We start from the raw sequence: 25418 nt of genomic DNA, 5'->3' as shown, positions 1-25418 counted from the left end.
GCTCCTCATGGCCCGCATCGAACTCAATCTTCCAAGCGACCAGTTCTACTTTACTACCCATCAAACGGTCCGCAGTACCGACATTAATGCCGGTGGCCACTTGAGTAATGAGTCGATGATTTCCATGATCTCAGAGGCTCGTACACGCTTCATGTTCTATTACGGCATCCGGGATGGTGCCGAGGATGGCATCGGTACGATGGTGACGGACCTTGCGACCGTTTATCAGGCCGAGGCATTTGCACGAGACAAGCTGCAGTTCGATATTGGCGTCATGGATTTCAATAAATACGGAGGTGACATCATCTTTCGTATTACGCGTCCGGACACCGATACCATTATCGCGCTGGCCAAGTGTGGCTTTGTCTTTTACAACTACCGTGAAAAGCATATTGAGCCTATGCCCAAGCCTTTCCATCGTATTTTCCCCAAGGTTAACTGGGTCAGTGATCGGCCAGCATCTGGCACGCAAAATGTCACGCCAATCAAGGAGAGTTCGCACGGATAGAGTGCAGGGCGCTTCAAAGTAGTGCAAAAAAGCTCAGAAATGTTGGGATATTCTGACTACAAATAGAGCTATATCAGGCAGTTACAGGATTGGCACGTCCCCTGCTTAGCGTTTAGGCAGACATCAAGCGCAGCCTTCAACGGCGAACGGCAGCGCTCCCCGAAAGGCCTACGCAGGTCAATAACGGGACCGGACAAAGGCGTCCTCGCACTCACGTGCGGGACGCCTTTTTTGTTGCCTTGATTTTAAGAGCACGCCTGATGGGGCTGCTTGCGGAGACGCCTGATGAAAAAGCTCAAGCTGGTACTGATCGGTAATGGCATGGCCGGGGTACGCACCCTGGAAGAATTATTCAAGCTCGCGCCTGACCTCTATGACGTGACAGTCTTTGGTGCCGAACCGCATCCGAACTACAACCGCATCCTGTTATCGCCCGTACTGGCTGGTGAGCAGACCTTTGAAGAGATCGTCCTGAACAACCTTGCCTGGTATGCCGAACACAACATTGAGCTACACCTTCATCGCAAGGTGGTTGAAATCGATCGTGGGAACCGCCGTGTGATTGCTGAAGACGGCACCGTGGCCGAGTATGATCGGTTGATTATTGCTACCGGCTCCACCCCTTTCATCCTCCCTATTCCAGGCAAAGACCTGCAAGGCGTAATTGGCTACCGCGACATTGCCGACACTCAGGCCATGATCGACACCGCCACCACACATCGCCACGCGGTAGTCATTGGGGGTGGACTCCTGGGCCTTGAGGCTGCCAACGGTCTGAAGCTACGCGGCATGGATGTAACCGTTGTCCACATCGGCGATTGGCTGATGGAGCGGCAGCTGGATAAAACTGCAGGCAAGCTCCTGCAAACCGCTCTTGAAAGTCGCGGTCTCAAATTCCTGCTACCCAAGCAGACCGCCGAGCTGCTGGATGACGGCAACGGTCGAGTACGGGCGGTGCGCTTTGCCGAAGGTGACGAGGTGCCAGCAGATCTGGTCGTGATGGCCGCTGGCATTCGGCCTAACTATGCACTGGCGGAATCTGCGGGATTGGCCTGTAACCGTGGCCTGACCGTGGACGACACAATGCGCACCTCAGACCCGAATATCTTCTCCATAGGTGAATGCGCTGCACACCGGGGCATCGCCTATGGTCTGGTAGCTCCACTCTTTGAGCAGGCCAAGGTTTGCGCCAATCATCTGGCCATGCAAGGCACGGCTGAATATCACGGCTCAGTCACCTCCACCAAACTCAAGGTGACCGGTATCGACCTTTTCTCGGCCGGCGATTTCATGGGTGGCGACGGTTGCGAAGAAATCACGTTGTCCGATCCCATCGGCGGGATCTATAAAAAGCTCGTCATTCGGGACGATATCCTCGTGGGTGCCTGCCTCTATGGTGACACCGCAGACGGTGGATGGTACTTCCGCCAAATTCGAGAAAACCATAACGTCAGCGAGATCCGCGACCTGCTTATGTTTGGCGAGCACGCCATAGGCGATGCAGGCCATCAAGGCCAGGACAAGGCCATGCTGATGAGCGACGAGATGGAGGTTTGCGGCTGTAACGGCGTCTGCAAGGGCACCATCGTCAAGGCCATCACTGAGAACAATCTACTCTCCGTCGATGAGGTAAAAAAGCACACCAAGGCGGCCAGCTCCTGCGGCTCTTGTACCGGGTTGGTTGAGCAAATCCTTATCAACACTGTAGGCGGCGCGGCGGATGTAAAACCCAAGAGCGAGAAACCGGTCTGCAACTGCACCGATCACACCCATGGCGTTGTGCGTCAGGCCATTCGTGAACAGCATTTGATCACCATTCCACAGGCCATTGCCGCCTTGGGCTGGAAAACCCCTAACGGCTGCGCCACCTGCCGCCCTGCCCTTAACTACTACCTGATTTCCACCTGGCCCGGCGAGGCCAAGGATGATCCGCAGTCCCGATTCATTAATGAACGTGCTCACGCCAACATTCAGAAAGATGGCACTTACTCGGTTATTCCGCGCATGTGGGGCGGCGTGACCAATGCGGCCGAACTACGCCGTATTGCTGATGTGGCCGACAAGTACAACGTCCCTATGGTCAAGGTGACCGGGGGCCAGCGTATTGACCTTTTGGGCATCAAGAAGCAAGACCTGCCTGGGGTATGGAAAGACCTCGATATGCCATGTGGTCATGCCTATGGCAAATCGATCCGTACGGTGAAAACCTGTGTCGGCAGTGAGTTCTGCCGCTTCGGCACACAAAACTCGACCCAGATGGGTATTGATCTTGAGCATGCGATGTTCGGCATGTGGTCACCGCACAAGGTCAAGTTTGCCGTGTCAGGCTGCCCGCGCAATTGTGCCGAGTCCGGTATCAAGGACGTGGGCATTATTGGTGTGGACTCGGGCTGGGAACTCTACGTCGGTGGTAACGGCGGCATCAAGACAGAAGCGGGAGAATTCTTTACCAAGGTCAAGACGGCTGAAGAAGTCATGGAGTACAGCCTGGCCTTTATCGAACTATACCGCCAGGAAGCCTTTTACCTTGAACGCACCGTGCACTACATGCACCGCGTAGGCCTTGAGCATATCAAGAAGGCCGTTCTGGACGATGAAGAGCGGCGCAGAGCGCTGTACCAGCAGTTGCTCTTTGCCCTCTCCCTTGAGCAGGACCCCTGGAAGGAGCGCATCGAGCAGACCGCCTTGAAGAAAGAATTCGAACGGATTCCGGTTGCAGCGCTGTGATGACAGCTAATTGATGGGGTACTGCAGGCTTAGCTCATCCTACGGTCGGTTTGCATAGGGTGAGTTAAACGCAGCGTCCCCATCGTCGACTTTTCTACCTCGACTTAAAAGGACTCCTTCATGAACTGGCTCAATATCTGCGCCCTGACCGACATCCCCCAACTGGGCGCCCGTATTGTCGAAGGCCCAAAAGGCGACATTGCCATCTTCCGCACTTCATCCGATGAGGTCTTCGCGCTGGATGATCGCTGCCCACACAAACACGGCCCACTGTCCCAAGGGATCGTCTTTGGCAAGACCGTGGCCTGCCCGCTGCACAACTGGCAGATCGCTCTGGACTCCGGTGAAGCCATAGCGCCCGATGTAGGCTGCGCGCATAAGTACCCAGTCAAGATCGAAGAAGGACGCGTCTTTCTGGTCCTCCAGAAATCCACACACAGGGACACACGGATTATTGCCAGTACAACAGCGGCTTGATTGCCCTACCTTGCGTGCCGCTGGGCCTGCGGGAAAAGAACGGAGTACCCCATGAACATTCCACTTCACGCGCCGCATCACGACGCAGCCACACAGGTTACAGCCTCAACCTGTTGCTACTGCGGCGTAGGCTGCGGTGTACTGATCGAGCATGACGGCGCCCGTATCCTTAATGTGCAAGGCGATCCTGCTCATCCCGCCAATTACGGCAAGCTGTGCAGCAAAGGCGCCACTCTGCACCTGACCGGTGATCTGGATGCGCGTGCGCTTTACCCTGAATTACGCCTGGGTAAGGGGCTGGCACGTAGCCGTACCGACTGGGACAGTGCTCTTGACCATGCGGCCACGGTCTTTGCCGAGACCATTCGTGAGCATGGCCCTGATAGCGTGGCATTTTATATTTCAGGCCAGTTGCTTACAGAAGACTATTACGCCTTTAACAAGCTGGCTCGCGCCGTAGTCGGTACTAACAACATCGACAGCAATTCACGGCTGTGTATGTCCTCTGCGGTTGTAGGCTACAAACGCAGCCTGGGCGCCGATGCTCCACCCTGCTCCTATGAGGATATCGAACAGGCAGAAACCTTGCTTATTGCCGGGAGCAACATGGCCTATGCCCATCCGGTGCTGTTCCGCCGTCTGGAAGAGGCCAAGGCCAAACGGCCAGAGATGAAGGTCATTGTGGTCGATCCTCGGCGTACCGATACCTGCGAACTGGCCGACCTGCACCTGGCTATTCAACCTGGTACTGACGTTGCCTTGTTTCATGGCATCCTGCACCTTCTGTTGTGGGAAGGCTGGATCGACCGTCGCTATATCGATGCCCATACCGAAGGGTTCGAGGCATTGAAAACGGTAGTGCGTGATTACAACCCTGCCATGGTGGCAGAGCTGTGCGGCATTACCATTGAGGCGTTAACCACCTGCGCCCGGTGGATTGGCGAGTCGCCTGCCTTTCTCTCACTTTGGTGCATGGGCTTGAACCAGTCCACGGCAGGCGTCGCCAAGAATTCAGCCTTGATCAACCTGCATTTGGCAACCGGCCAGATCGGCAAGCCCGGGGCTGGCCCCTTCTCTCTGACCGGCCAGCCCAACGCCATGGGGGGCCGCGAAACCGGTAGCCTGTCAAATCTGCTCCCCGGCCATCGCGAGGTTGCCAACCCTGTCCATCGCAGGGAAGTCGCAGCGTACTGGGGGGTTGAGACGCTACCCGAAGCACCCGGGCTCTCAGCTATCGAGCTGTTCGATGCCGTACACAGCGGCAAGATCAAGGCGCTCTGGATCGCCTGTACCAACCCGGCACAGTCCCTACCGGACCAGGCAAAGATTCATGAAGCACTGGCCAATTGCCCGTTCGTGGTGGTCCAGGAGGCCTTTTCTACCACCGAGACCTGCCGTTATGCCGATCTGCTGCTTCCTGCCGCCAGTTGGGGCGAGAAGGAAGGAACAGTGACCAATTCCGAGCGACGTATAAGCCATGTGCGACGCGCTATTTGCGCACCGGGTGAAGCCCGCCCGGACTGGGCGATCACAACTGAGTTCGCGCGTCGCCTGGAAAGTCGGTTACAGCCTGGACAAGGCAGTCGCTTCGCCTTCCAGACGCCTGAAGCACTCTTTGAGGAATACAAGCACCTGACTACAGGCCGTGATCTGGACCTGTCCGGCATCAGCTATTCACTGATCGATACCCACGGCCCGCAGCAATGGCCCTACCCGACCGGCGCTGTCCACGGTACGCCGCGTCTGTATGAGAAGGGTATTTTCCCCACTGACTCAGGCCGGGCCCGTTTCGTGGCCGATGAATACGCAGCGCCCAAGGAAAAACGTGAGGCGCGATATCCATTGACGCTCAACACAGGCCGTTTGCGCGATCAATGGCATGGCATGAGCCGTACCGGAACGGCAGCGCGACTGTTCAGCCACGTAGAGAAGCCTTTGCTCTCGCTGCACCCGGAGGACTTGCGGCGGCGGCGCCTGTTAAGCGGACAGCTGGCCAAGGTCAAGAGCCGTCGTGGCAGTCTCGTCGTCCGTGTCGAGTCTGATGAGAACATACGGCCTGGCCAAGCCTTTCTGCCCATGCACTGGGGGGATCGATTCCTTAAGGGTTTTGGGATCAACGCCCTCACCCTCCCTCAGTTCGATCCCCTCTCCAAACAGCCTGAACTCAAGCATGCCGGCATTGAAGTAGAAAAAGTAGAACTCCCCTGGGAGCTATACGCGTTGGTAGAAGGCCCTGTGCAAATGCGTTTCGAGACCCTGCGTCCGCTACTCGAAACCTTCGCCCATGCCAGCCTTACCCTGACCGGACGTGAGCGCCCAGCCCTGCTGATTCGCGCAGCACACAGCGAATCACCCGACAAAGCTCTGCTCGCCCAAATCTATGAAGGGCTGGACTTGATAGAGGGTCCGGTCATGGCGTATGACGATGCACGCCGTCAGGTCGGCAAGCGCGTTCGCATTGAAGATGGCCGTATCACGGCGCTCTGCCTGACAGGTGAAACAGCCGCACGCCGCTGGCTCAAAAGTCTCTGGGAAGAAGGTCGAGCGGATCAAGAGCTGCGCCGCTGGCTCCTGGCACCGCTCAGCACACCGCCCGGTGGCACAACGGGAGTCAGTTGCAAGACTATCTGCAACTGCATGAATATCAGCGAGGCAGCCATTCGCGGCGGTATTGCCGAAGGGCTGGATTTGAATGGACTCAAACAGTCGCTAGGTTGCGGGACTCAGTGTGGCTCCTGTGTTCCGGAGATCAAACGTCTGCTGGCCCAGGCGCCTGTACACGCCTAAGTGCAAGCCTATACATGCACCCTTTAAGGGCAATCCCCACCAAGAGAGTGCATGTATAGAGTGGTAACTGCTCATGATCCTGATGAAAAGAGCTCTACACCGCCACTTCCAATACTTGGCATAATCACTGCACTGATTTGTCTGACATTTGATGTAGCGGTCAATGGCGATTGCTGCATTTTCTGAGCGGTCTCTCAAGACCTAAACAGAACCGGACAAAGGCGTCCCAGCTGGAAACAGCGGGTGCGCCTTTTTTATTTGTCCTGAATTAAAGTCTGCACGAAAAGATACCAACCATTGGTTAGCCAAACGCAGGCACCTCTGGTACAGAACCTAGCTGATGATGAGGGTATATACATGAACGCAAAAGTCTGGCTGATCGGCGCAGGCCCTGGCGATCCGGAACTCTTGACCCTCAAGGCTGTTCGCGCACTAGGCGAGGCACACGTGGTTCTGATTGATGATCTGGTCAATCCCGCCGTGCTGGAACACTGCCCAACCGCACAAATCATCAAGGTGGGCAAACGAGGCGGTTGCCGTTCAACGCCTCAAGCGTTCATTCATCGCCTGATGCTGCGCTATGTACGCCAAGGCAAAGTTGTGGCGCGCCTCAAGGGCGGCGACCCTTGCATTTTTGGCCGAGGCGGCGAAGAAGCTGAGTGGCTAGCCATGCATGGCGTTCAGGCTGAAATCGTCAATGGCATTACCGCCGGTCTTGCGGGTGCTACGAACTGCGGCATTTCGCTCACTCACCGCGGCATTGCCCGTGGCGTTACGCTGGTTACAGCCCATACCCAGGACGACAGCTCCTTGAATTGGCAGGCCTTGGCCCAGAGTGGCACAACACTTGTTGTCTACATGGGGGTGTCACGGATAAACGACGTCCAGCAGGGATTATTGGCTGGCCAAATGAATGCAGCCACTCCGGTTGCCATGATCGAAAATGCGTCATTACCAGAGCAGCGGGAATACCGCAGTACGCTTGGCAATATGCTGGCCGACGCAGCACTTTTCCAGCTGAAAAGCCCGGCGATTCTCATTATTGGTGAAGTAGCCGCCGCTCAGGCACTTTATATACCGCTTGAGCATGCCCAGGCTACGCTGGCTGGATAATCCCTAAACGCTTGTCCGTCACAGAGTGACCAATTGGTCACTCAGGGTCATTTTATGTTTATTGCTTTTATATTCGTAGCATAATGCTACTATCAACTTCGTCTGCCAAGCGTCGATAACACGACAGGGGCCACATCCTGCCCTAGACCCTGCTTACTTCGATTGATCCTGCCACCGAGCTGCTCATGTCTCCGAAGACCTTTTTTTATTCAATGCACAAAAGGCACTTCAGAGACCTTGCTGGCATCATTGCTGTCGGTATCGTATTGCTAGTGGTGATGATCGAATGTGATTTTTTCGAGCATCTTGTAGCATTCAGCTTTACCCATGAAGAATGGCAGATCGATGAGTGCATCACGGCTTTTATCATTATTGGCTGGTGCGGCTTTTTCTTCGGGTTTCGCCGTATCGCTGACATGCGCAAGGAAATCAAGGCGCGCAAGCAGGCCCAGGAAGAAGCCTATCACCTGGCCAACCATGACAATCTCACGCATTTGCCGAACCGGCGCGCGCTGAATGAGCACTTCGCACAAACAGTACGCGGCATGCCAGAGCCTTTTTTTCTATCCGTTTTCGACCTGGATGGCTTCAAGGCCATCAATGACATTTATGGCCATATCACCGGCGATAAATTGCTTGAAGAAATCTCGCAGCGTGTGGCTACGGCACTCCCTAAAGGCGATTTTATCTGTCGTCTGGGTGGCGATGAGTTTGCGGTTCTTCTGCACTCTGCCAAAAGCGAGACAGCAGCCCATGCCATTTTGAATGGCTTGGCCGGTCTGATTGCAAGCCCAGTGATCCATGGTTCGACTGCATTGACAGCCGCGGCTACGTTCGGCGTTTCACATTATCCAAATGACGGGCAGGACATCAGCACACTGCTGCGCCGGGCGGATGTCGCGCTCTATCAAGGCAAGCGAAACGGCAAAAACATTATCCGTTTTTTTGATATGGACCAAGATCACCTGCTGGAACAACAGTCCATGATTGCCCAGGCATTACGCGAGGCGATTGAGCACGGTTATGTAAGGCCCGAATATCAACCAATCGTTGCGCTGGATGGAATGACCATTGCCGGCTTCGAAGCCCTTGCGCGCCTTGACCATCCGGTACATGGCTCCATTATCCCGGACAAGTTTATCCCGGCAGCCGAGGAAAGCGGGCTGATGACCGAGCTTACGGATTACCTCCTGCGCAAAGCCTGCATTGAAGCCAAGCATTGGCCCGCAGGTATCTACCTGTCTTTCAACCTGAGCGCCATCGACCTGCGAGATCCTCTGTTACCGGACCGCATCGAACGTATTCTGCTTGAAACCGGCTTTAACGCATCGCACCTGGAAATCGAAATTACCGAAACGGCCATCGTCAAGGACATCAAGCAGGCCAAACTCAACCTGGACATGCTGCGAGAGTTAGGGGTACGCATCGCCGTCGATGACTTTGGGACGGGTTACTCAAGCATGGCTCAGATCAGCCGCTTTACTTTTGATAAACTGAAGATCGATCGTGAGTTCATCGACTCCATGGTCATCAATGAGAAGGATGACAAGATCGTACGCTGCATGCTGGGGCTAGGCCATGGGTTGAACATGCCGTCCATTGCCGAAGGCATTGAGCATGACTATCAACTCCAGTGGCTACGCGAAGCTGGGTGCGAGTTCGGCCAAGGGTTTCTCTTTAGTAAGGCGGTGCCCAACGCCGAGATTCCAGAGCTACTAAATCGCCACGGGTGCTACATACCCCAGACGCCCCGCAAGGAACCCGCCATATAAGCGAGGTATCCTTAGCTCATCATGCTGCAACAGCCTGTCCGAACCGATTCGTTCCGTTTCGCTCTTACTAGATAAGCCCATCAAGAGCGATACCAACGACGCCATGGATCTTGTCATCGCCCGACCTGAAGGTCTCTACTGCCCACCCGGAGATTTTTACATCGACCCCTGGCGCCCCGTTGAGCGCTCCGTCATTACCCATGCCCATGGCGATCATGCGCGCTGGGGAAACCAGCATTACCTCGCATCGGCGCCTAGTGAAGGTATCCTTCGCTCCCGATTGGGACAGGACATCAATCTCCAAACGTTGGGCTATGGTGAGGTCATCGACCATCATGGAGTGAAGATCAGCCTTCACCCGGCCGGGCATGTGCTTGGTTCAGCTCAGGTACGACTGGAGTATCAAGGGGAGGTCTGGGTAGCGTCAGGTGACTACAAGGTAGAGCCAGACGGGACCTGCGATGCCTTCGAGCCCATACGTTGCCACACCTTTATTACCGAATCTACGTTCGGGCTGCCGATCTATACATGGCAGCCGCAAACCGAAATTTTCGAGCAGATCAATACCTGGTGGCGGCAGAATGCTGCAGAGGACCGCGCCAGCGTACTGTACTGCTATGCCTTCGGCAAAGCCCAGCGCATCCTCCATGGAATCGACGCCAGTATCGGTCCCATCTTGACTCATGGTGCAGTAGAACCGCTCAATCGGGTCTACCGCGAGGGCGGCGTTTATATTCCAGAAACCCACTATGCGGGTGATTTCAAGAAAAGCGACCCGCTTCTGCGCAAAGCGCTGATTATCGCACCACCTTCGGCAGGCGGCAGTACATGGATTCGTCGTTTTGGCGAGCACAGCGATGCGTTTGCCAGCGGCTGGATGATGCTGCGCGGCACACGGCGGCGCCGTGGTGTGGACCGTGGTTTTGTGCTTTCCGACCATGCTGACTGGCCGGGCCTGCTTTGGGCTATTGAGCAGACCGGGGCCGAGCGGGTCATGGTGACTCATGGATCGGTGAGCGTGCTGGTCCGCTATCTACGCGAACAAGGGCTGGATGCACAGGGTTTTACAACAGAATATGGCGAGGAAGAAGCAGAGACAGAAAATAGCTCATAAGAACTTAGCCGCCCAGAAGATAGCACTCCAGGCGGCTACGGTTTACTCAGATGCCTGTGGTGTACGGCTATAGCGAATAAGCGCTGGCCTACACTCATGGGGGATGGCTTTCATGAGCGCATTCACCGAGTCGGCCAGCTTTTTGAGCACTGAAGGGTTGCTTTCCCCAAAGTGATAAATCTGTTCAAAAGCGAGCCCTACTGACAATTTGAATGTCAGGGGCCTCTCAATCAACCGAACCTTTCCATCCTTACTGCAATGTGTCGCACGAGGATGTCGATGCCCCAAAACAGCCAGCACCTCGCATAAGCGATCAATGACCCGAAAGGCCGTAGTGGGATCATTGATGGAAGGTGACAATGCCTTGATTGCAATATCAGACATCTCGATGATCCAGTACTCAATGTCCTGCTCTGGAGTACGATCCGAGCCGAGAACAGTTTTTTTGCGTAATTCAGCCAACAGGGCATCGTCCAACGCCTCGGAAGGCCATATGGAGGCAATAGGATCGCCAGGTAAAATAAAGCTCCCGGTTCGATGTTCCATCTGGATGACAAGATCATGCTTACACGCCAGCTTTAGCAGACCCTTTCTGTCAATTGCCTGAAGATACCCTCCCCGCTGGCTACAAAGCCTGTGCCCCTTTTTATCCAATGCCTCACGCACATAGGGCTCAGGCTCAGCTTGTTTTTGATTGAGCGGTGCAAAGGCATGCTCGATCTGCTCGGTAGCACGGTGCGTCACCTGTTGCAGGATGACGGCAATCTGCATTGAGCGGGAGGCATGATCGATAAAATAGACAATCAATCCAACACTGATCAGTGCCAACCCTATGCTAAGCGCTACAGCAATCTGTGGCACAAACGACGCTGACTGAGGTGAAGCAGAGCGAATCATGGTCATCACAATCAAGCTGTAGGTAAACGTGCCGACAAGCGCACCCAGTACAACTTGATTGACGCGATCAGAGACGAAGTTTCTAAGCTGGCGTGGAGAGAACTGGCTACTGGATAGCTGCAACGCGACGATCATAATGGAAAACACGGTACCGGTAACCGTCATGACACTGGTAGCGATCGCCGACAATACCGTGCGAGCGCCCTCACCTGTACTACCAGCCAACCAGAGCAAGTAATCACCGGCACTGATAATACCCAGCCGCTCCAGCCACACGATCCCAGCGGCCAGTCCGGCTGCGATCAGCGACATGATCATAGGAATAAACCAAAGACTGTCACGGCTGGCTATCCAGAGAAAACGTAAGCGCTCGCCCATCTACTGCAACCTCGTGACGAATAAGCCATTAGAAAGCTGCTCTGGACTACGCGTTCCATTTCAGTTGATAAATCCTGCATAGCCATCATTTAAAAGAACTCCTTTCTCTCTGCCAGGCTCATAACTACAGCGAAGCGATGAATCTGCCAGTGATTTGGCTCTATTTTTAGAGCGGCGCTGAAACTCATCGATTTAGAACGCCGCACAGGAAAGCGAGACCACCATGAAAGCCTTCGCCGATCTCTATGCCCGCCTGGACGCCACGACCTCAAGCAATGCCAAGCTCCAAGCCATGCAGGACTACTTCAGCCAAGCCGCCCCGGCCGATGCGGCCTGGGCCGTCTACTTCCTGGCAGGTGGCCGCCCGCGTCGGACGGTCCCTACGCGCCAGCTTCGAGAGCTGACAATTGCTGCTTCAGGCCTGCCGGAATGGCTATTCGAAGAAAGCTATCAGGCCGTCGGCGATCTGGCGGAAACCATGTCTCTCCTCATTCCTACAGCTGAGCATGTCTCGGACGAAGGCCTCGCACTTTGGATGGAAGAACGGCTTCTGCCGCTGCGTGGATTAGCCCCTGAAGAACTGGCTGAACGCCTACCGCAGCTCTGGTCGCAGCTGGACCGGCCCAGCCTGATGGTCAGCCTCAAACTCATCACGGGTGAGTTTCGTGTAGGGGTATCCAAGCTGTTGGTTACCCGTGCGCTGGCCAACATGGCGGATTTGGATGCCAAGCGAGTGGCCCAGCGTTTGGTGGGGTATACCGACCTGTCGCACCGCCCTACAGCCGAGCGTTATCTTTCGCTTATCGCGCCCGAATCAGATGACGAACATGCGCAGCGTGGCGGGCAACCCTATCCATTTTTTCTGGCGCACGCCTTGCAACTGCCGGTCGAACAATTCGAAGCCCAGTTGGGCGCCGTTGAAAACTGGCAGGTGGAATGGAAATGGGACGGCATCCGCTCACAGCTGGTCAAACGTGACGGCCGTCTATGGATTTGGTCACGGGGCGAAGATCTAGTGACCGACCGCTTTCCTGAGCTGCATACGCTTGGGGCCTCCCTGCCTGATGGCACGGTGATCGATGGTGAAATCGTCGTCTGGAAAGACGAGACAAGCCCTGACCTGCTTATGAATAGTGAAGAAATCACACATCAGCAGGCCGAGCATACACCGGACGAACCCATCCCGTTTGGCGTAAAGCCCTTCGCGCTGCTCCAACAACGCATTGGTCGCAAGACCTTAAGCAAGAAACTGCTTGAAGACATACCCGTCGTTATCCTGGCCTATGACCTGCTGGAGTGGCAGGGCCATGACTGGCGCAACCGTCCACAGCATGAACGCCGCGCTCAGCTGGAAGCCGTTACAGCGCAATGCAACAGCCCCCTTCTACGTCCCTCGCCACTTCTTACAGGCGAAAGCTGGCAAGACCTTGCCCAGCAGCGGGAAGCCTCTCGAAGCTTAGGCGTAGAAGGCATGATGCTAAAGGCGCGAGACTCGCTCTATGGGGTCGGCCGAACAAAAGACATGGGGGTTTGGTGGAAATGGAAGGTTGATCCTTTCTCAGTGGATGCTGTGCTGATTTATGCCCAGCGTGGCCATGGCAGACGTGCCAGCCTCTATACCGACTATACCTTTGCCGTTTGGGATGGCCCGCCCGGCACCGAGCGCACCCTGGTACCCTTCGCCAAGGCCTATTCGGGCCTGACCGACGAAGAGATGCGCAAGGTAGATGCTATTGTGCGCAAGACGACCGTCGAGAAATTCGGCCCGGTACGCAGCGTTGAACCAACGTTGGTGTTTGAATTGGGCTTTGAAGGCATTGCCCTTTCCACACGGCACAAAAGCGGCGTTGCCGTGCGCTTCCCACGCATGCTGCGCTGGCGTCACGACAAGCCCGTGGAAGAAGCGGATACCCTGGAAATCCTGCAAGGCTTGCTGGCATAACTACGCAGGCCTGATTAGGAATTGATGCCCTTATCAATAGGCTGGTATTACCAAATCCGTTCAGGCATGGCCTAAGCCTGTTCCTCGATTCGCATGATGTTGCGGCAGTCGGGAAAGGCACTGCAGCCCCAAAAATATGTTCCGGCATTGCTTCCCTGCTTGGCCTTACGCATGACCATGGGTGATCCGCATTTTGAACATGCAGGAGACGGTGTTTCGCTCGTTACAGCAGCTCTGCTTGAGCGGTTGGTTACCGGACGCCTGCGTGCCTTGGCCGTACCGCTCTTTTGCAAGGCCGTCATAATTTCCTCCCTGACCTCCGCAATTGAATAAGCACCCCGGACAGGAATCTGTATAAGCGGCAAGGCAATCGCTCGGCATACGCCAGCGACGAAGATATCCCGCTTTTGCCGGTCAGGCCGTTGATGAGAACTGTCGTCCAGTTCTATAACCGCTACGAACGACAGATCGTCCTTATCGCAGAGCACATAATCGAAATGCTTCGCACTGATTTTGTTGAAGGCTCTGTACCAGCTCTTTTGGTCTCGAATAGCTTTTACGCTGGCGACATCTGCGATACGCACCTTACCGAAGATGCGGTAATCCTCACCGACAGCCTCATCAAGTACAGTCAAAAAGGCGCGCTCAGCAGGGGTAAACAAAGCTTCATTAAGAAGGTAAGGAAAAGCTCGCTGCGTATCACGAGGCCGCAGCATACTCAGAACACATAGGAAAACGATGACGCCGAGCCCGACATAAAGCCAGGGATGCGCTGACAGCAGATGAATCATGGAAAGACCAACAGACAAGAAAGGCAGATAAAACAGAGGCGTTATACGCCAGCGGCCTATAACGATGATGTATTCAGAGTGAATGGAAAGGCTGGCAAGCCGATGGAGTAATCGTAACCCTCCACCGACCTAGTACAGGTGTTAGCGTTTGCCAGTAGACGCGTATGCCGCCTTGAGCAGACTGCGCAGGCGAAAGGTCTCTGCCAATTTTATGAAAAAGGCCAGAATCCAGACGATCAAAGGCAATCCATACTGCTGGGTACCACGCGCAAATTCGACACACATGGCGATGGTACCGAAAAGTGCCAGAATGAGCGCCAGCACGAACAATGCGACCGACTTACCATCATGTGCAGGAAGATCACCCACATGGGAGGCGTTTACCTGGGGCTCTTTCACCATCAACTCCATAAAACGGAAAACCTGGAGATAGCTTAGCCTGAACGGGGTATCAGGGGTAGTAAATCCAGGATTTCAACTTTCACAGATGTTACGCACATGGCGCTCGTACAGTTCCGGCAGGCGCCTTAGCACTGCGTCTTTGCCCAGCAGGGATGAGGCGGCAATGACCTGTTCCAGCAACTCCAGCGTCAAGGCGTCAAGCGCAAGGGTTGCCACTGGCTTATAACTCAGGTGCCAGGGCTCTTCGTACATTCCGCCCTGGTACGCTTTGTACGGCCGAAAGAATCCGAACTGTTCAATGTGCTCATCAAGCCAGAGATGCAATTCATGGAACACGCCACCCGGTTGCGTTTCTTCAGGCAACAACTGGACAACGTACCCCGGCGGCACCAGGGTCAGGTCTACGACATCGATTTCGGTACCCCAGTGATGACGGCTCGCGCCCGGCAAGGCTGACCAGTTCAGGATGCAATCGATGCGCTCATCCAAGGAAAGGACAGACTGATCACGCGCCTTCCCGTTGCGGTCATACAATGGCTTTTCCCCTGCAAATTTGCGATTCCAGATTCGAAGCTGGGTCTTGTAATCCCGAAAAGCACTGAATGGATGCAGCGCAAACCCGTCCCGTTGCGCAGCGTCCTGCATTGCTTTAAACGGCTCATGGACCTCTCGATGTATTGCATAGCGAGGATGGTCAATCTGTAGCAGATGCGTGCGTGCTCTGCCGGTTAATTCCCATTCGTTAAACATCATCGGCTCCTGCAAGTGCAGCCTCCATCAGCCTAGAAATTATTTAATCCGATCGTTTCGAATCCACCCAACCGATGCGCTGTTTGCTACGAAGTAGACCTCCTGAGGTGACACTTCTGAAGTCATTCCATAAGAATCATTGACTTATATCAGCCCTAGAAATAACTCAATACATTTACGCACCAAACATGTGCACATCCCTACCTTAGCCAGAATTTGCGCACACTTTAGGTGCAATATCGTGAAGATTATGCGCTCTGTTTTTCTTTGTGAGGCACGCTCGGCTTACTCTGCGCCTATGCCATGACCTCAATATAGTGGCAGTTGGTTCGGTTATTGCTGCTGACAGTCAGTCATCTGCAGCGCGGCCTTTAGTGCGCACTTTATTGCAATCATCCGTATTAGGACGACTCATGAAAAAGAAATGGCTGACCCTCTCCGCAATTGCGCTGTGTCTTTCCGCAGGCTCTGCACTGGCCAAGGACATCAAGGAAATTCGTTTCGGTGTAGACACTACCTACCCTCCCTTTGAATACAAGGCGCCAGATGGAAGCTTTGCAGGGTTTGACGTAGAGCTGGGCAATGCCATTTGTGAAAAGCTGGCAGTGAAATGCCGCTGGATAGTCAGCGATTTCGACGGTCTGATTCCCGGCCTGCGTGCACGCAAGTTCGACGGTATCCTGTCCTCCCTGACGGTAACGCCCCAACGAGCCGAACAGATCGACTTCACAGACCGCATGTGGTCGGGCTACTCGTCAATGATTACGAAAAAAGGCGCCAACCTCGAACCTACGCCTGAATCACTCAAAGGCAAGGTCGTTGGTGTTCAACAAGGCACCATTCAGGAAAACTTTGCCAAAACCAAGTTGGCAACTGCAGGCATCAAGGTACAGAGCTACCAGGACCAGGATCAGGTGTATGCTGACCTGACGTCAAGCCGCATTGACGTAGCCATGCAGGACATGCTGCAAGCCGAAGGTGATTTCATGAAATCACCTCAAGCCAAGGATTACGTCAACCAGTCCATCCGTGATGAGCTGCTGCCTGCAGATACCGCGATCGGTATCCGCAAGGGCAATGATGAAATGAAGGCTCTGCTGAACAAAGGCATCGCGGCCATCCATGCTGACGGTACCTACGAGAAGATTCAGAAGAAGTACTTTGGCGATCTGGATATCTATAACAACAAGTAAGATCCGCCTTAACGTCAGCGCCTCCCGCTTGTGGAGGCGTTGGCATTTCAAGACCTATAAGAACAGCGCGATCACACATGCCGCAGACTTCGTTCGACACCTTTCTTGAAAACCTGGGGTTGGGCGCCTTCGCACTCCATGGTTATGGTCCTCTACTGCTAGAAGGCACCTGGATGACCTTGAAGCTGGCGGCCCTGTCGCTGGTGGTATCGGTCATCCTGGGCCTGCTCGGCGCTACCGCAAAACTGTCACCGGTAAAAGCCTTTCGCCTGCCGGCAGCCCTGTATACCACGCTGATTCGGGGCGTTCCCGATCTTGTGCTGATGCTGCTTATCTTCTACAGCCTGCAAAACTGGCTAGGCGAATTTACCGATTACATGGATTGGGACTATATCGAAATCGATCCCCTTTCCGCGGGCGTACTTACCCTTGGTTTCATTTATGGTGCGTACTTCACTGAAACGTTTCGTGGAGCAATCCTGGCGGTGCCAAGAGGCCAGATTGAAGCCGCTACAGCGTATGGCATGACACGTACGCAAACCTTCTTTCGGATTACCTTTCCGCAAATGATGCGCTTTGCCTTACCTGGTATAGGTAATAACTGGCAGGTTCTGCTCAAGGCTACGGCACTGGTTTCCATCATCGGTCTGAGCGATATCATTACGGCTACGCAGGAGGCCGGCAAGACGACCTACAAGACCTTTTATTTCCTGATTCTGGGCGGCATCCTCTACCTGCTCATCACGGCAATGACCAATCAGATACTCAACTGGCTTGAACGCCGTTACTCTGCCGGTGTTCGGGAGGCCGTGCGATGATCGAGATCCTGCAGGAATACTGGCGCGCCTTTCTCTGGACTGATGGTTATGGCCTGTCGGGTCTTGCAATGACCCTATGGCTCTTGACCGCCTCAATCGGTATCGGATTCGTGGCGTCACTGCCGCTATCCGTGGCAAGGCTATCTCGGAATCGCCTCATCCGCTGGCCGGTACAGTTCTACACCTACATCTTCCGCGGCACACCGCTCTATCTTCAGCTGCTGATTTGCTATACCGGCATCTATAGCATCGAAGCCGTACGTGCGCAGCCACTGCTGGACGAATTTTTCAGGGATGCACTGAACTGCACCGTTCTGGCGTTTGCCCTCAATACATGCGCCTACACCACGGAGATATTTGCCGGTGCGATCCGCAATATTCCCCATGGTGAGATCGAGGCGGCCAAGGCCTATGGCCTGACGGGCTGGCGGATGTACATTTACGTCATCATGCCCTCTGCGCTGCGCCGCGCGCTGCCCTACTACAGCAATGAAGTCATCCTGATGCTGCATTCCACGACGCTGGCGTTCACGGCTACCGTCCCGGATATTCTCAAGGTCGCTCGGGATGCCAACACAGCGACATTCCTGACCTTTCAATCCTTTGGTATTGCGGCGATTCTGTACCTCATCCTGTCCTTTACGCTCATTGGTCTGTTTCGTCTGGCTGAGCGCCGCTGGCTGGCCTTTCTAGGCCCGGCCCGCTGATCTTTTCATGCAGGATGCTTATCCCGCACGGATGCGGGCTGATTCATTAGGAGTTACCTCATGCGTCACGCCACACACGACCTGATTTCTCCGGTGCCTGGCACCGACCGCAAGATTCATAGCTTTCATTTCGGGCCGCAGGACAGCGGCCGCAAGATCTACATCCAATCCTCGTTGCACGCTGATGAGTTGCCCGGCATGTTGGTCGCCTGGAAACTCAAGAATCAGCTTCGCACACTTGAAGAGGCGGGCCGGCTTAAAGCTGAAATCGTGCTGGTTCCTGTTGCAAACCCTATCGGCCAGGACCAGCAGGTCATGGATATTCACCTGGGACGTTATGAGCTGGAGTCTGGCCAGAACTTCAACCGGCGCTTCCTGGACATGACCGACAAGGTTATTGCCGAAATCGAAAGCACTCTTACCGATGATCCCGTACAGAACCAGTCACTTGTACGCAAAGCCTTCAAGACAACGCTTGAACGCGAGACGGCCAATAACCAGCTGACGTCCCAACGGCTGATCCAGCAGCGACTGGCCTGTGATGCTGAAATGGTGCTAGACCTGCATTGCGACTTCGATGCGGTGGAGCACCTCTACACAACACCTGAAGCCTGGGACCAAGTTGAACCCCTGGCGCGGTATTTAGGTTCCAAGGCCAGCCTGCTGGCCACCGACTCAGGCGGCCAGTCCTTCGATGAATGCTTCACGCTGCTGTGGTGGAAGTTGAATCAGCAGTTTGGGGAGCGCATTCCTCTGGGCAGCTTTTCTGTCACGATTGAATTACGAGGCCAGATGGACGTGTCTCACGACCTTGCAGAGCAAGATGCCCAGGCCATTCTTAACTATCTGACTCACTATGGCGTCATTGCTGGCGAGGCTGCTGCACTGCCGGAGCTGCCCTTCTCCGCCACCCCTTTGGCGGCCGTGGAGCCGATTGAAAGCCCCATGGGGGGCGTATTAGTTCTAATGGCCAAGGCAGGCGATGTAATCGAAGCAGGACAGGTCATCGCTGAAGTGATCGACCCGATTACAGACCGTGTAGAGCCTATCCGCAGTTCGATTTCCGGTGTCATGTATGCCTGCGCCAACCGCCGCATGGCAACCGCTGGAATGGCTGTCGCACGCATTGCAGGCACCGAGGCCTACCGCAGCGGCTATCTCCTTTCGCCGTAAGACAATACCTGGCAAAACGGTGAGCCCGCGTAGACGGGCCGCCCTGTGGCAGCGAACCGCTCTCGGCGCGCTGCCGTTTGATTGGAACAAGGACTCCCTATGTACAAGCTGACCGTCGAAGGACTGTACAAGCGTTACGGCGATATTGAAGTGCTCAAGGGTGTTTCGTTAAAGGCTCGGACAGGCGATGTCATCAGCCTGATCGGCGCCAGCGGCTCGGGAAAAAGTACCTTTCTGCGATGCCTCAATTTTCTTGAAATGCCGGATGCCGGTGTAATGACGCTGGATGGTAATCCTATCCGCCTGGAACAGCATGGACATGGGCTTCGTATCGCTGATCAAGCCCAGCTGCAACGTTTGCGTACCCGGCTGGCGATGGTCTTCCAAAACTTCAACCTTTGGAGCCACATGACGGTGCTGGAAAACATTACTCTGGCGCCTCGCCGGGTGCTGGGCCTGGGCAAGCAGGAAGCCGAAGAGCGCGCCCGTGCCTATCTCGACAAGGTAGGCCTTCCGTTACGTGCAGCGGATCAGTATCCGTCGTTTCTCTCAGGGGGCCAGCAGCAGCGTGTGGCCATTGCCCGTGCCCTGGCCATGGAGCCGGATGTCATGCTGTTCGACGAGCCTACCTCGGCGCTCGACCCTGAGCTTGTGGGTGAAGTCCTCAAGGTCATCCAGGCGCTGGCCGAGGAAGGCCGTACCATGCTCATGGTGACACACGAAATGGGCTTTGCCCGGCAGGTTTCCTCTCAGGTGATTTTCCTGCATCAGGGCCGTGTCGAGGAGGTCGGTGCGCCCGCGGAGGTGCTGACCACCCCACGAAGCGAACGGCTGAGGCAATTTTTGAGTGGCAATCTGAAGTAAGCTTATCTCTTGAGGGGTAGATACCAGCTCTGCCACTCAGGGAGGTCAAAAAGGGAACCTGCCTACCGCTTGATACTCCGAACCATAAGCATGACGGAGTGCATCAGTTGCCTGACGATACAATTTCCTCCCCCCGCCTGGGCGCAGCCTGGTTCGCTCAACGCGGCTGGTCGCCCTTCCCTTTCCAGGAAGATGTCTGGAACGCTGTCGAGCGTGGCGAGTCGGGTTTGCTCCATGCCACCACTGGATCCGGTAAAACCTATGCTGTGTGGCTCGCTGCCCTTAATAGCTTTGCCAAAGGTAAGCGGCTGACGGCCAAGGGCGAGCCCAGTAAACGCAAACAGGCGGCAGAACCGCTGAGCGTACTGTGGCTGACGCCCATGCGCGCACTGGCAGCAGATACCAAGCGCGCACTGGAAGCACCTGTCGATGATCTGGAGCTTAACTGGACGATAGGCCTGCGCACGGGAGACACCAGCAGTGCTGAGCGGGCCCGGCAGAGTCGTCGCCAACCCACCGCGCTGGTTACCACACCGGAAAGCCTCTCGCTGATGCTCAGCCGTGAGGACAGCCAAGAGATCTTTTCCAGTCTGCGCATGATCGTGGTTGATGAATGGCACGAACTCCTGGGTAACAAGCGCGGCACCCAGGTGCAACTGGCACTGGCCCGGCTGCGCCAGTGGAATCCAGCACTGGTTATCTGGGGGCTATCCGCCACACTGGGTAACCTCTCTCATGCACAAGAGGTGTTATTGGCCGGACATCCAGGCCGGTTGGTTCAGGGTAAGCTCGCCAAAGATCTCCTGGTCGATACACTCTTGCCCAAACGTGGCGTGGAGCGCTTTTCCTGGGCCGGTCACCTGGGGGTACGCATGGTGCCCCACGTCGCGAATGAGATTGAACACAGTGCAACCACACTGATTTTTACTAATACCCGTGCACAGGCGGAAATCTGGTATCAGGCATTGCTGGAAGCACGTCCCGAATGGGCTGGGCTGATTGCGCTTCACCACGGCTCACTAGACCGTGAGGTACGCGACTGGGTCGAGATGGGGCTCAAGGAAGGCAAGCTCAGAGCGGTGGTCTGTACCTCCAGCCTTGACCTGGGCGTAGACTTTTTACCTGTTGAACGCGTTCTTCAGGTGGGCTCACCCAAGGGCGTTGCACGCCTGCTGCAACGTGCCGGGCGCAGCGGTCATGCTCCGGGTCGCCCTTCCCGCGTCACGCTGGTGCCCACGCACAGCCTGGAGTTGGTCGAAGCGGCGGCTGCTCAAAAAGCGGTGGCGGCACGACGAATCGAATCGCGCAGCGCGCCTCCCAAGCCACTGGATGTGTTGGTACAGCATCTTGTCACTATTGCGCTGGGCGGTGGATTCACTCCCCAAACCTTGCTTGAGGAAGTGCGTACCGCTTGGGCCTACCGCGAGCTGACCGATGAGGAGTGGGCATGGTCCCTGGCTTTTGTTCGTCACGGCGGTCACTCGCTTACAGCTTACCCCGACTACCGCCGAGTGGAGCCCGATGAGCAAGGGATCTGGCGGGTGCCGGACCGGCAATTGGCTCGTCGGCACCGGATGGGCATTGGTACTATTGTCAGCGAGTCGGCACTGCATGTGCAGTTTTGGACCAAGGGCGGCGGCGGTGGCAGGTTAGGCAGTATCGAAGAAGGCTTTATTGCCCGCTTAAAGCCTGGCGATCACTTTCTGTTCGCCGGACGCGTACTGGAGTTGGTGCGTGTAGAAAACATGACTGTTTACGTGCGCCGGGCCAGCAGCAAAAAGGCCGCCATTCCACGCTGGAGCGGGATGCGTATGCCGCTGTCAGACGAGATGGCCGAAGCCGTTATCGATGAACTTACCGAGGCGGATCAGGAGCGGTTCACGACTCCGGAAATGCAGTTGGTCAAGCCGCTACTGGACATTCAGAAGCACTGGTCGGCCCTACCGACACGCAATCATCTGCTGGGCGAGACGATGAAGTCCCGAGAGGGATGGCACCTCTTTCTCTATCCCTTTGCCGGACGTCATGCACACCTGGGCCTGGCAAGCTTGCTGGCCTGGCGCATCGGCCAGAGGCGACCCATCAGCTTTTCCATTGCGATCAATGACTATGGTTTCGAGCTGTTGTCTCCCAGCAAAGTGAATTGGGAGGAGGAACTGGACGGCCAATTATTTTCTACCCAGACACTGCTTGCTGATGTGATTGCCAGCCTGAACGCCAGTGAGCTGGCGCAACGACGCTTTCGTGAAATTGCTCGGATCTCGGGCCTTATCTTTACCGGCTATCCAGGCGCGCAAAAGAGCACTCGGCAATTACAGGCTAGCAGTAGCCTTTTCTTTCAGGTGTTCCAGCAGTACGACCCACAGAATCTTCTGCTTACCCAAGCCGAGCAGGAGGTATTACGTCAGGAGCTGGACGTTCGACGGTTGGAAAAAGCCCTTGAACGCATGCAGGCCCTTGAGCTTAACCTGCATGCTATCGAGCGCCCTACTCCGTTCAGCTTTCCGCTCCTGGTCGAGCGCTACCGTGAAAGTATGAGTTCGGAAAAGCTGGCAGACCGAATTGCACGCATGGTGCAAGACTTGGAAAACGCCGCTGGACCTAGCGACTATGACCTACCCACTGAAGGAAATGACCTGATGGCATTAGGTGCAGGAGAATCAGACTTGCCTGCTCGCCGTAAGGGCCGCGCCCCCCGCCAAGTCAAAACTGGCCTTCCAAGCACAAAGCGGCAAAAGAGGGGCTAACAACTCACGCTTTATCAGCCCATCGCGTAAGTGCAATATCACACCTTTAATCGGACTGATAAAACCATCAACGGCTTCATAACCAATTGATATGGAGGACTTTTTACTGCCTTACTGCTGTCATTGTCGGCCGAGGCCACTGCGCATCGTTGGGTAGAGATTGCCTCAAAGCACTGGGCATTCTATAAGCGCCAAGAAGCCTGTTGTCTTCCCACACTACGCTCAGGAATACGGGACTGCTAAAGTGACAGGCTTTCCGCTGTTCTTACGTGTGCATGCATACCCATATTCCCCTATCCCTTGCTGGCACCGAGGTGTGGCTGCTGGCTGACAAGGCCATCTACTGGCCTGATCAAAAAGCGTTGCTGATTGCCGACATTCATTTCGGTAAAGCTGCAGCCTTCCGCGCCCTTGGCCTACCGGTGCCTCACGGAACCACCGCTACCAATCTGGCTCGCCTGGATGCACTGCTGAAAACCTATCCTACCGAGCACCTGTATTTTCTAGGTGACTTCCTGCATGCACCAGAATCCCATGCCTCAACCACGCTCAATGCATTAGAGCAGTGGCGACAAGCACGGGCTTCGCTCCTCATTACACTGATACGAGGCAACCATGATTTACGCGCGGGCGACCCTCCCGCAGCGCTCAATATCAACGTGGTTCCCGAGCCGCTCTTGATTGGCCCATTGGCGTTACAGCATGAGCCGGAGTCGCACCCCAGCCACTTTGTCCTGGCTGGCCATATCCATCCGGCCTTCAGTTTAATTGGTCGGGGACGCCAACGGTTGCGGCTGCCCTGCTTCTGCCTGGATAACGATGTTTTGCTGCTGCCGGCCTTTGGTGACTTCACTGGCGGCTGGGAAATCAAGGCCCTGCCGGGCCGAAAGATCTTTGTGGTGGGAGACGGTGGAATCTGGCCGCTAGGCTAACCCAGGAAAGCTGCAGAGGCAGCTTCCAACGGGAGCCTGTCAATCCATCTGGGCAATGCCAGAAATCATGATGCCATAACGCTCAAGTAACGCCACCGTAGGGGCTTCATACTCTTCAGGCAGGCCAGAGTCATCATAGCTGTCGAGCGCCTGATCTCGTACCAGCTGAGCAGCCTGCTCCATATCGGGCTTCTGTTCGGCTTCAGTTTCCACAACGGAAGTGTTGCCATCATTATTGGTATAGGTAATTTTCCACTTTGGCATCGCACTAACTCCAGTAGCTTACTGAACTGTATCTGTTAGACGCCCGATTACGTCGCAGTTCTCAACAAAGCGCCTTCAGTTGATCGTTTGCCCAAATAGCACGTCCAGCATCTGATCCAGGCCACCGCCAGCCAGCCCCATACCTGCAAGCGCATTACGTGCCGCCCCCAGGTGGTTTTCAAATTGTGCCTGTACCGACTCGCGACCCAGCAAAGCGATCAATGTCGACTTACCATCGTCCTGATGGGCATCTTTTCCAAGTCCATGCTCATCCTGCAGATCATCCAGCAATTGGAAGGCAAGCCCAAGCTCAATGGCAAAACGATGCATACCCTCCCGAACTGACGGCTTTGCGCTGACTGCCAGCGTAGTCATGTCCAACGCTGCCGTGAACAGGAGGCCCGTCTTGAGATGGTTGGTATCGCTGATGGCCTCGGCGCTACGGCTTTTTGCACCATCCCGCAGATCGCGGTACTGCCCGCGCACCAACCCCTGAGAGCCCACTGCGGACGTCAGCATGCATACCATCTGATTACGCAGCACCGGCGCAACGCCTGAGGTACTGGCCACCACGCAGAACGCATGACTAAGCAGCGCTACAGCCCCCAAGACGGCAATATCCTCACCAAACTGAACATGAATGGTAGGCCGACCGCGCCTGAGCGTGGCGTTGTCCATGCAAGGCATGTCATCAAGAAATAGCGAGGCGGCATGTACCATCTCTACCGCACACCCCAGATCAATAATGGCTGGTGAAAAGGCATCCAGATCCCGGGAGGCGAGCAGCATGAGCAATGGCCGTATACGTTTGCCAGGCGCCAGAGCACCTTCGCGCATGGCCGCTGCAACCAGATCATTGCCCTCTACAGGCGGGAGCAGCTCCTCCAGTCGGGTGTTGATACGGGCACGCTCTGTTACAAGCTCGAAAGCGCATTCCTTCGGAAGTTTTGGCACTAATACCGTTGCCATGAGTCGAGATACTCCAGCACATGTAAGCGAGCCGACGAATGGTCGACACCAGCGACTCAACAATTTCCCTGATCCGATCTTGCAGATCAGAGT

At 55.4% G+C, this 25418-nt stretch carries 21 protein-coding genes; 15 read left to right on the top strand and 6 right to left on the bottom strand.

The genetic code is table 11. From position 1 onward, the window contains the following. Positions 1-7: 7 nt before the first annotated feature. The 7 genes from IEX86_RS09050 (at position 8) to IEX86_RS09020 (ending at position 10498) form a co-directional block, all read left to right on the top strand. Positions 8-508 (top strand): thioesterase family protein, encoded by a 501-nt coding sequence (locus IEX86_RS09050; RefSeq protein WP_188865796.1) that lies wholly within the window; start codon positions 8-10, stop codon positions 506-508. A 285-nt stretch (positions 509-793) separates the two neighbouring features. Further along, positions 794-3235, top strand: coding sequence for a nitrite reductase large subunit NirB (gene nirB, locus IEX86_RS09045; RefSeq protein WP_188865795.1), 2442 nt, complete (start codon positions 794-796; stop codon positions 3233-3235). Between the two features lie 120 nt (positions 3236-3355). Next, entirely contained in the window at positions 3356-3712 is a 357-nt protein-coding gene (gene nirD, locus IEX86_RS09040; RefSeq protein WP_188865794.1) for a nitrite reductase small subunit NirD, read from the top strand. Positions 3713-3763: 51 nt separating this feature from the next. Continuing rightward, on the top strand, positions 3764-6499 hold the full coding sequence (locus IEX86_RS09035; protein ID WP_188865793.1) for a nitrate reductase: 2736 nt from the start codon (positions 3764-3766) through the stop codon (positions 6497-6499). A 357-nt stretch (positions 6500-6856) separates the two neighbouring features. After that, positions 6857-7612 carry a uroporphyrinogen-III C-methyltransferase gene (gene cobA / locus IEX86_RS09030; RefSeq protein ID WP_188865792.1) on the top strand — a complete coding sequence of 252 codons (756 nt, stop codon included), beginning with the start codon at positions 6857-6859 and terminating at the stop codon, positions 7610-7612. A 185-nt stretch (positions 7613-7797) separates the two neighbouring features. Next, a complete protein-coding gene (locus IEX86_RS09025; RefSeq protein WP_188865791.1) occupies positions 7798-9384 on the top strand; it encodes a putative bifunctional diguanylate cyclase/phosphodiesterase in 1587 nt (528 codons plus the stop codon). A 103-nt stretch (positions 9385-9487) separates the two neighbouring features. Continuing rightward, positions 9488-10498: a ligase-associated DNA damage response exonuclease gene (locus tag IEX86_RS09020; RefSeq protein ID WP_188865790.1), complete on the top strand. Its 1011-nt coding sequence runs from the start codon at positions 9488-9490 to the stop codon at positions 10496-10498. A gap of 42 nt (positions 10499-10540) precedes the next feature. Here the strand turns inward: IEX86_RS09020 and IEX86_RS09015 are convergent, their stop codons facing one another. Then, on the bottom strand, positions 10541-11773 hold the full coding sequence (locus IEX86_RS09015) for a DUF2254 domain-containing protein (RefSeq protein ID WP_188865789.1): 1233 nt from the start codon (positions 11771-11773) through the stop codon (positions 10541-10543). A 223-nt stretch (positions 11774-11996) separates the two neighbouring features. Between IEX86_RS09015 and IEX86_RS09010 the strand changes: the two genes are divergently transcribed. Next, complete coding sequence (locus IEX86_RS09010; protein WP_188865788.1) at positions 11997-13715, top strand: ATP-dependent DNA ligase; 1719 nt, start codon at positions 11997-11999, stop codon at positions 13713-13715. 71 nt (positions 13716-13786) lie between these two features. Here the strand turns inward: IEX86_RS09010 and IEX86_RS09005 are convergent, their stop codons facing one another. From IEX86_RS09005 to IEX86_RS08995, 3 genes are all read right to left on the bottom strand, one after another. Continuing rightward, positions 13787-14506, bottom strand: coding sequence for a DUF2726 domain-containing protein (locus IEX86_RS09005; protein WP_188865787.1), 720 nt, complete (start codon positions 14504-14506; stop codon positions 13787-13789). Between the two features lie 141 nt (positions 14507-14647). Then, complete coding sequence (locus IEX86_RS09000) at positions 14648-14905, bottom strand: hypothetical protein (RefSeq protein ID WP_188865786.1); 258 nt, start codon at positions 14903-14905, stop codon at positions 14648-14650. 75 nt (positions 14906-14980) lie between these two features. Next, positions 14981-15658 (bottom strand): M15 family metallopeptidase, encoded by a 678-nt coding sequence (locus IEX86_RS08995; protein WP_229685286.1) that lies wholly within the window; start codon positions 15656-15658, stop codon positions 14981-14983. Positions 15659-16071: 413 nt separating this feature from the next. On the opposite strand from IEX86_RS08995, the gene IEX86_RS08990 reads away from it, so the two are divergent. From IEX86_RS08990 to pdeM, 7 genes are all read left to right on the top strand, one after another. Next, on the top strand, positions 16072-16851 hold the full coding sequence (locus IEX86_RS08990; protein ID WP_188865784.1) for a transporter substrate-binding domain-containing protein: 780 nt from the start codon (positions 16072-16074) through the stop codon (positions 16849-16851). A 77-nt stretch (positions 16852-16928) separates the two neighbouring features. Next, entirely contained in the window at positions 16929-17669 is a 741-nt protein-coding gene (locus IEX86_RS08985) for an ABC transporter permease (RefSeq protein WP_188865783.1), read from the top strand. After that, complete coding sequence (locus IEX86_RS08980) at positions 17666-18376, top strand: ABC transporter permease (RefSeq protein ID WP_188865782.1); 711 nt, start codon at positions 17666-17668, stop codon at positions 18374-18376. Before IEX86_RS08985 ends, IEX86_RS08980 begins: the two co-directional genes overlap by 4 nt. Positions 18377-18436: 60 nt before the next feature. Then, positions 18437-19549: a succinylglutamate desuccinylase/aspartoacylase family protein gene (locus tag IEX86_RS08975; protein WP_188865781.1), complete on the top strand. Its 1113-nt coding sequence runs from the start codon at positions 18437-18439 to the stop codon at positions 19547-19549. A 99-nt stretch (positions 19550-19648) separates the two neighbouring features. Continuing rightward, positions 19649-20413, top strand: a complete 765-nt coding sequence (locus tag IEX86_RS08970; protein ID WP_188865780.1) for an ABC transporter ATP-binding protein — start codon at positions 19649-19651, stop codon at positions 20411-20413. Positions 20414-20535: 122 nt separating this feature from the next. Further along, the gene (locus IEX86_RS08965; protein WP_188865888.1) at positions 20536-23160 is read left to right on the top strand and encodes a ligase-associated DNA damage response DEXH box helicase; all 2625 of its coding nucleotides are present in this window, start codon (positions 20536-20538) and stop codon (positions 23158-23160) included. Between the two features lie 275 nt (positions 23161-23435). Continuing rightward, positions 23436-24092 carry a ligase-associated DNA damage response endonuclease PdeM gene (gene pdeM / locus IEX86_RS08960; protein ID WP_188865779.1) on the top strand — a complete coding sequence of 219 codons (657 nt, stop codon included), beginning with the start codon at positions 23436-23438 and terminating at the stop codon, positions 24090-24092. A 39-nt stretch (positions 24093-24131) separates the two neighbouring features. Here pdeM and IEX86_RS08955 read toward each other — a convergent pair whose 3' ends face one another. Together IEX86_RS08955 and IEX86_RS08950 are read right to left on the bottom strand one after the other, a co-directional pair. Continuing rightward, a complete protein-coding gene (locus IEX86_RS08955; protein ID WP_188865778.1) occupies positions 24132-24356 on the bottom strand; it encodes a hypothetical protein in 225 nt (74 codons plus the stop codon). Positions 24357-24431: 75 nt separating this feature from the next. Continuing rightward, positions 24432-25325: a polyprenyl synthetase family protein gene (locus IEX86_RS08950; RefSeq protein ID WP_188865777.1), complete on the bottom strand. Its 894-nt coding sequence runs from the start codon at positions 25323-25325 to the stop codon at positions 24432-24434. Positions 25326-25418: the final 93 nt, after the last annotated feature.

This window comes from Pseudomonas asuensis, from assembly GCF_014646755.1.
Lineage (GTDB): Bacteria > Pseudomonadota > Gammaproteobacteria > Pseudomonadales > Pseudomonadaceae > Chryseomonas > Chryseomonas asuensis.
The sequence above is the reverse complement of the archived record's forward strand: the minus strand, read 5'-3'. Positions and strand labels throughout refer to the sequence as shown.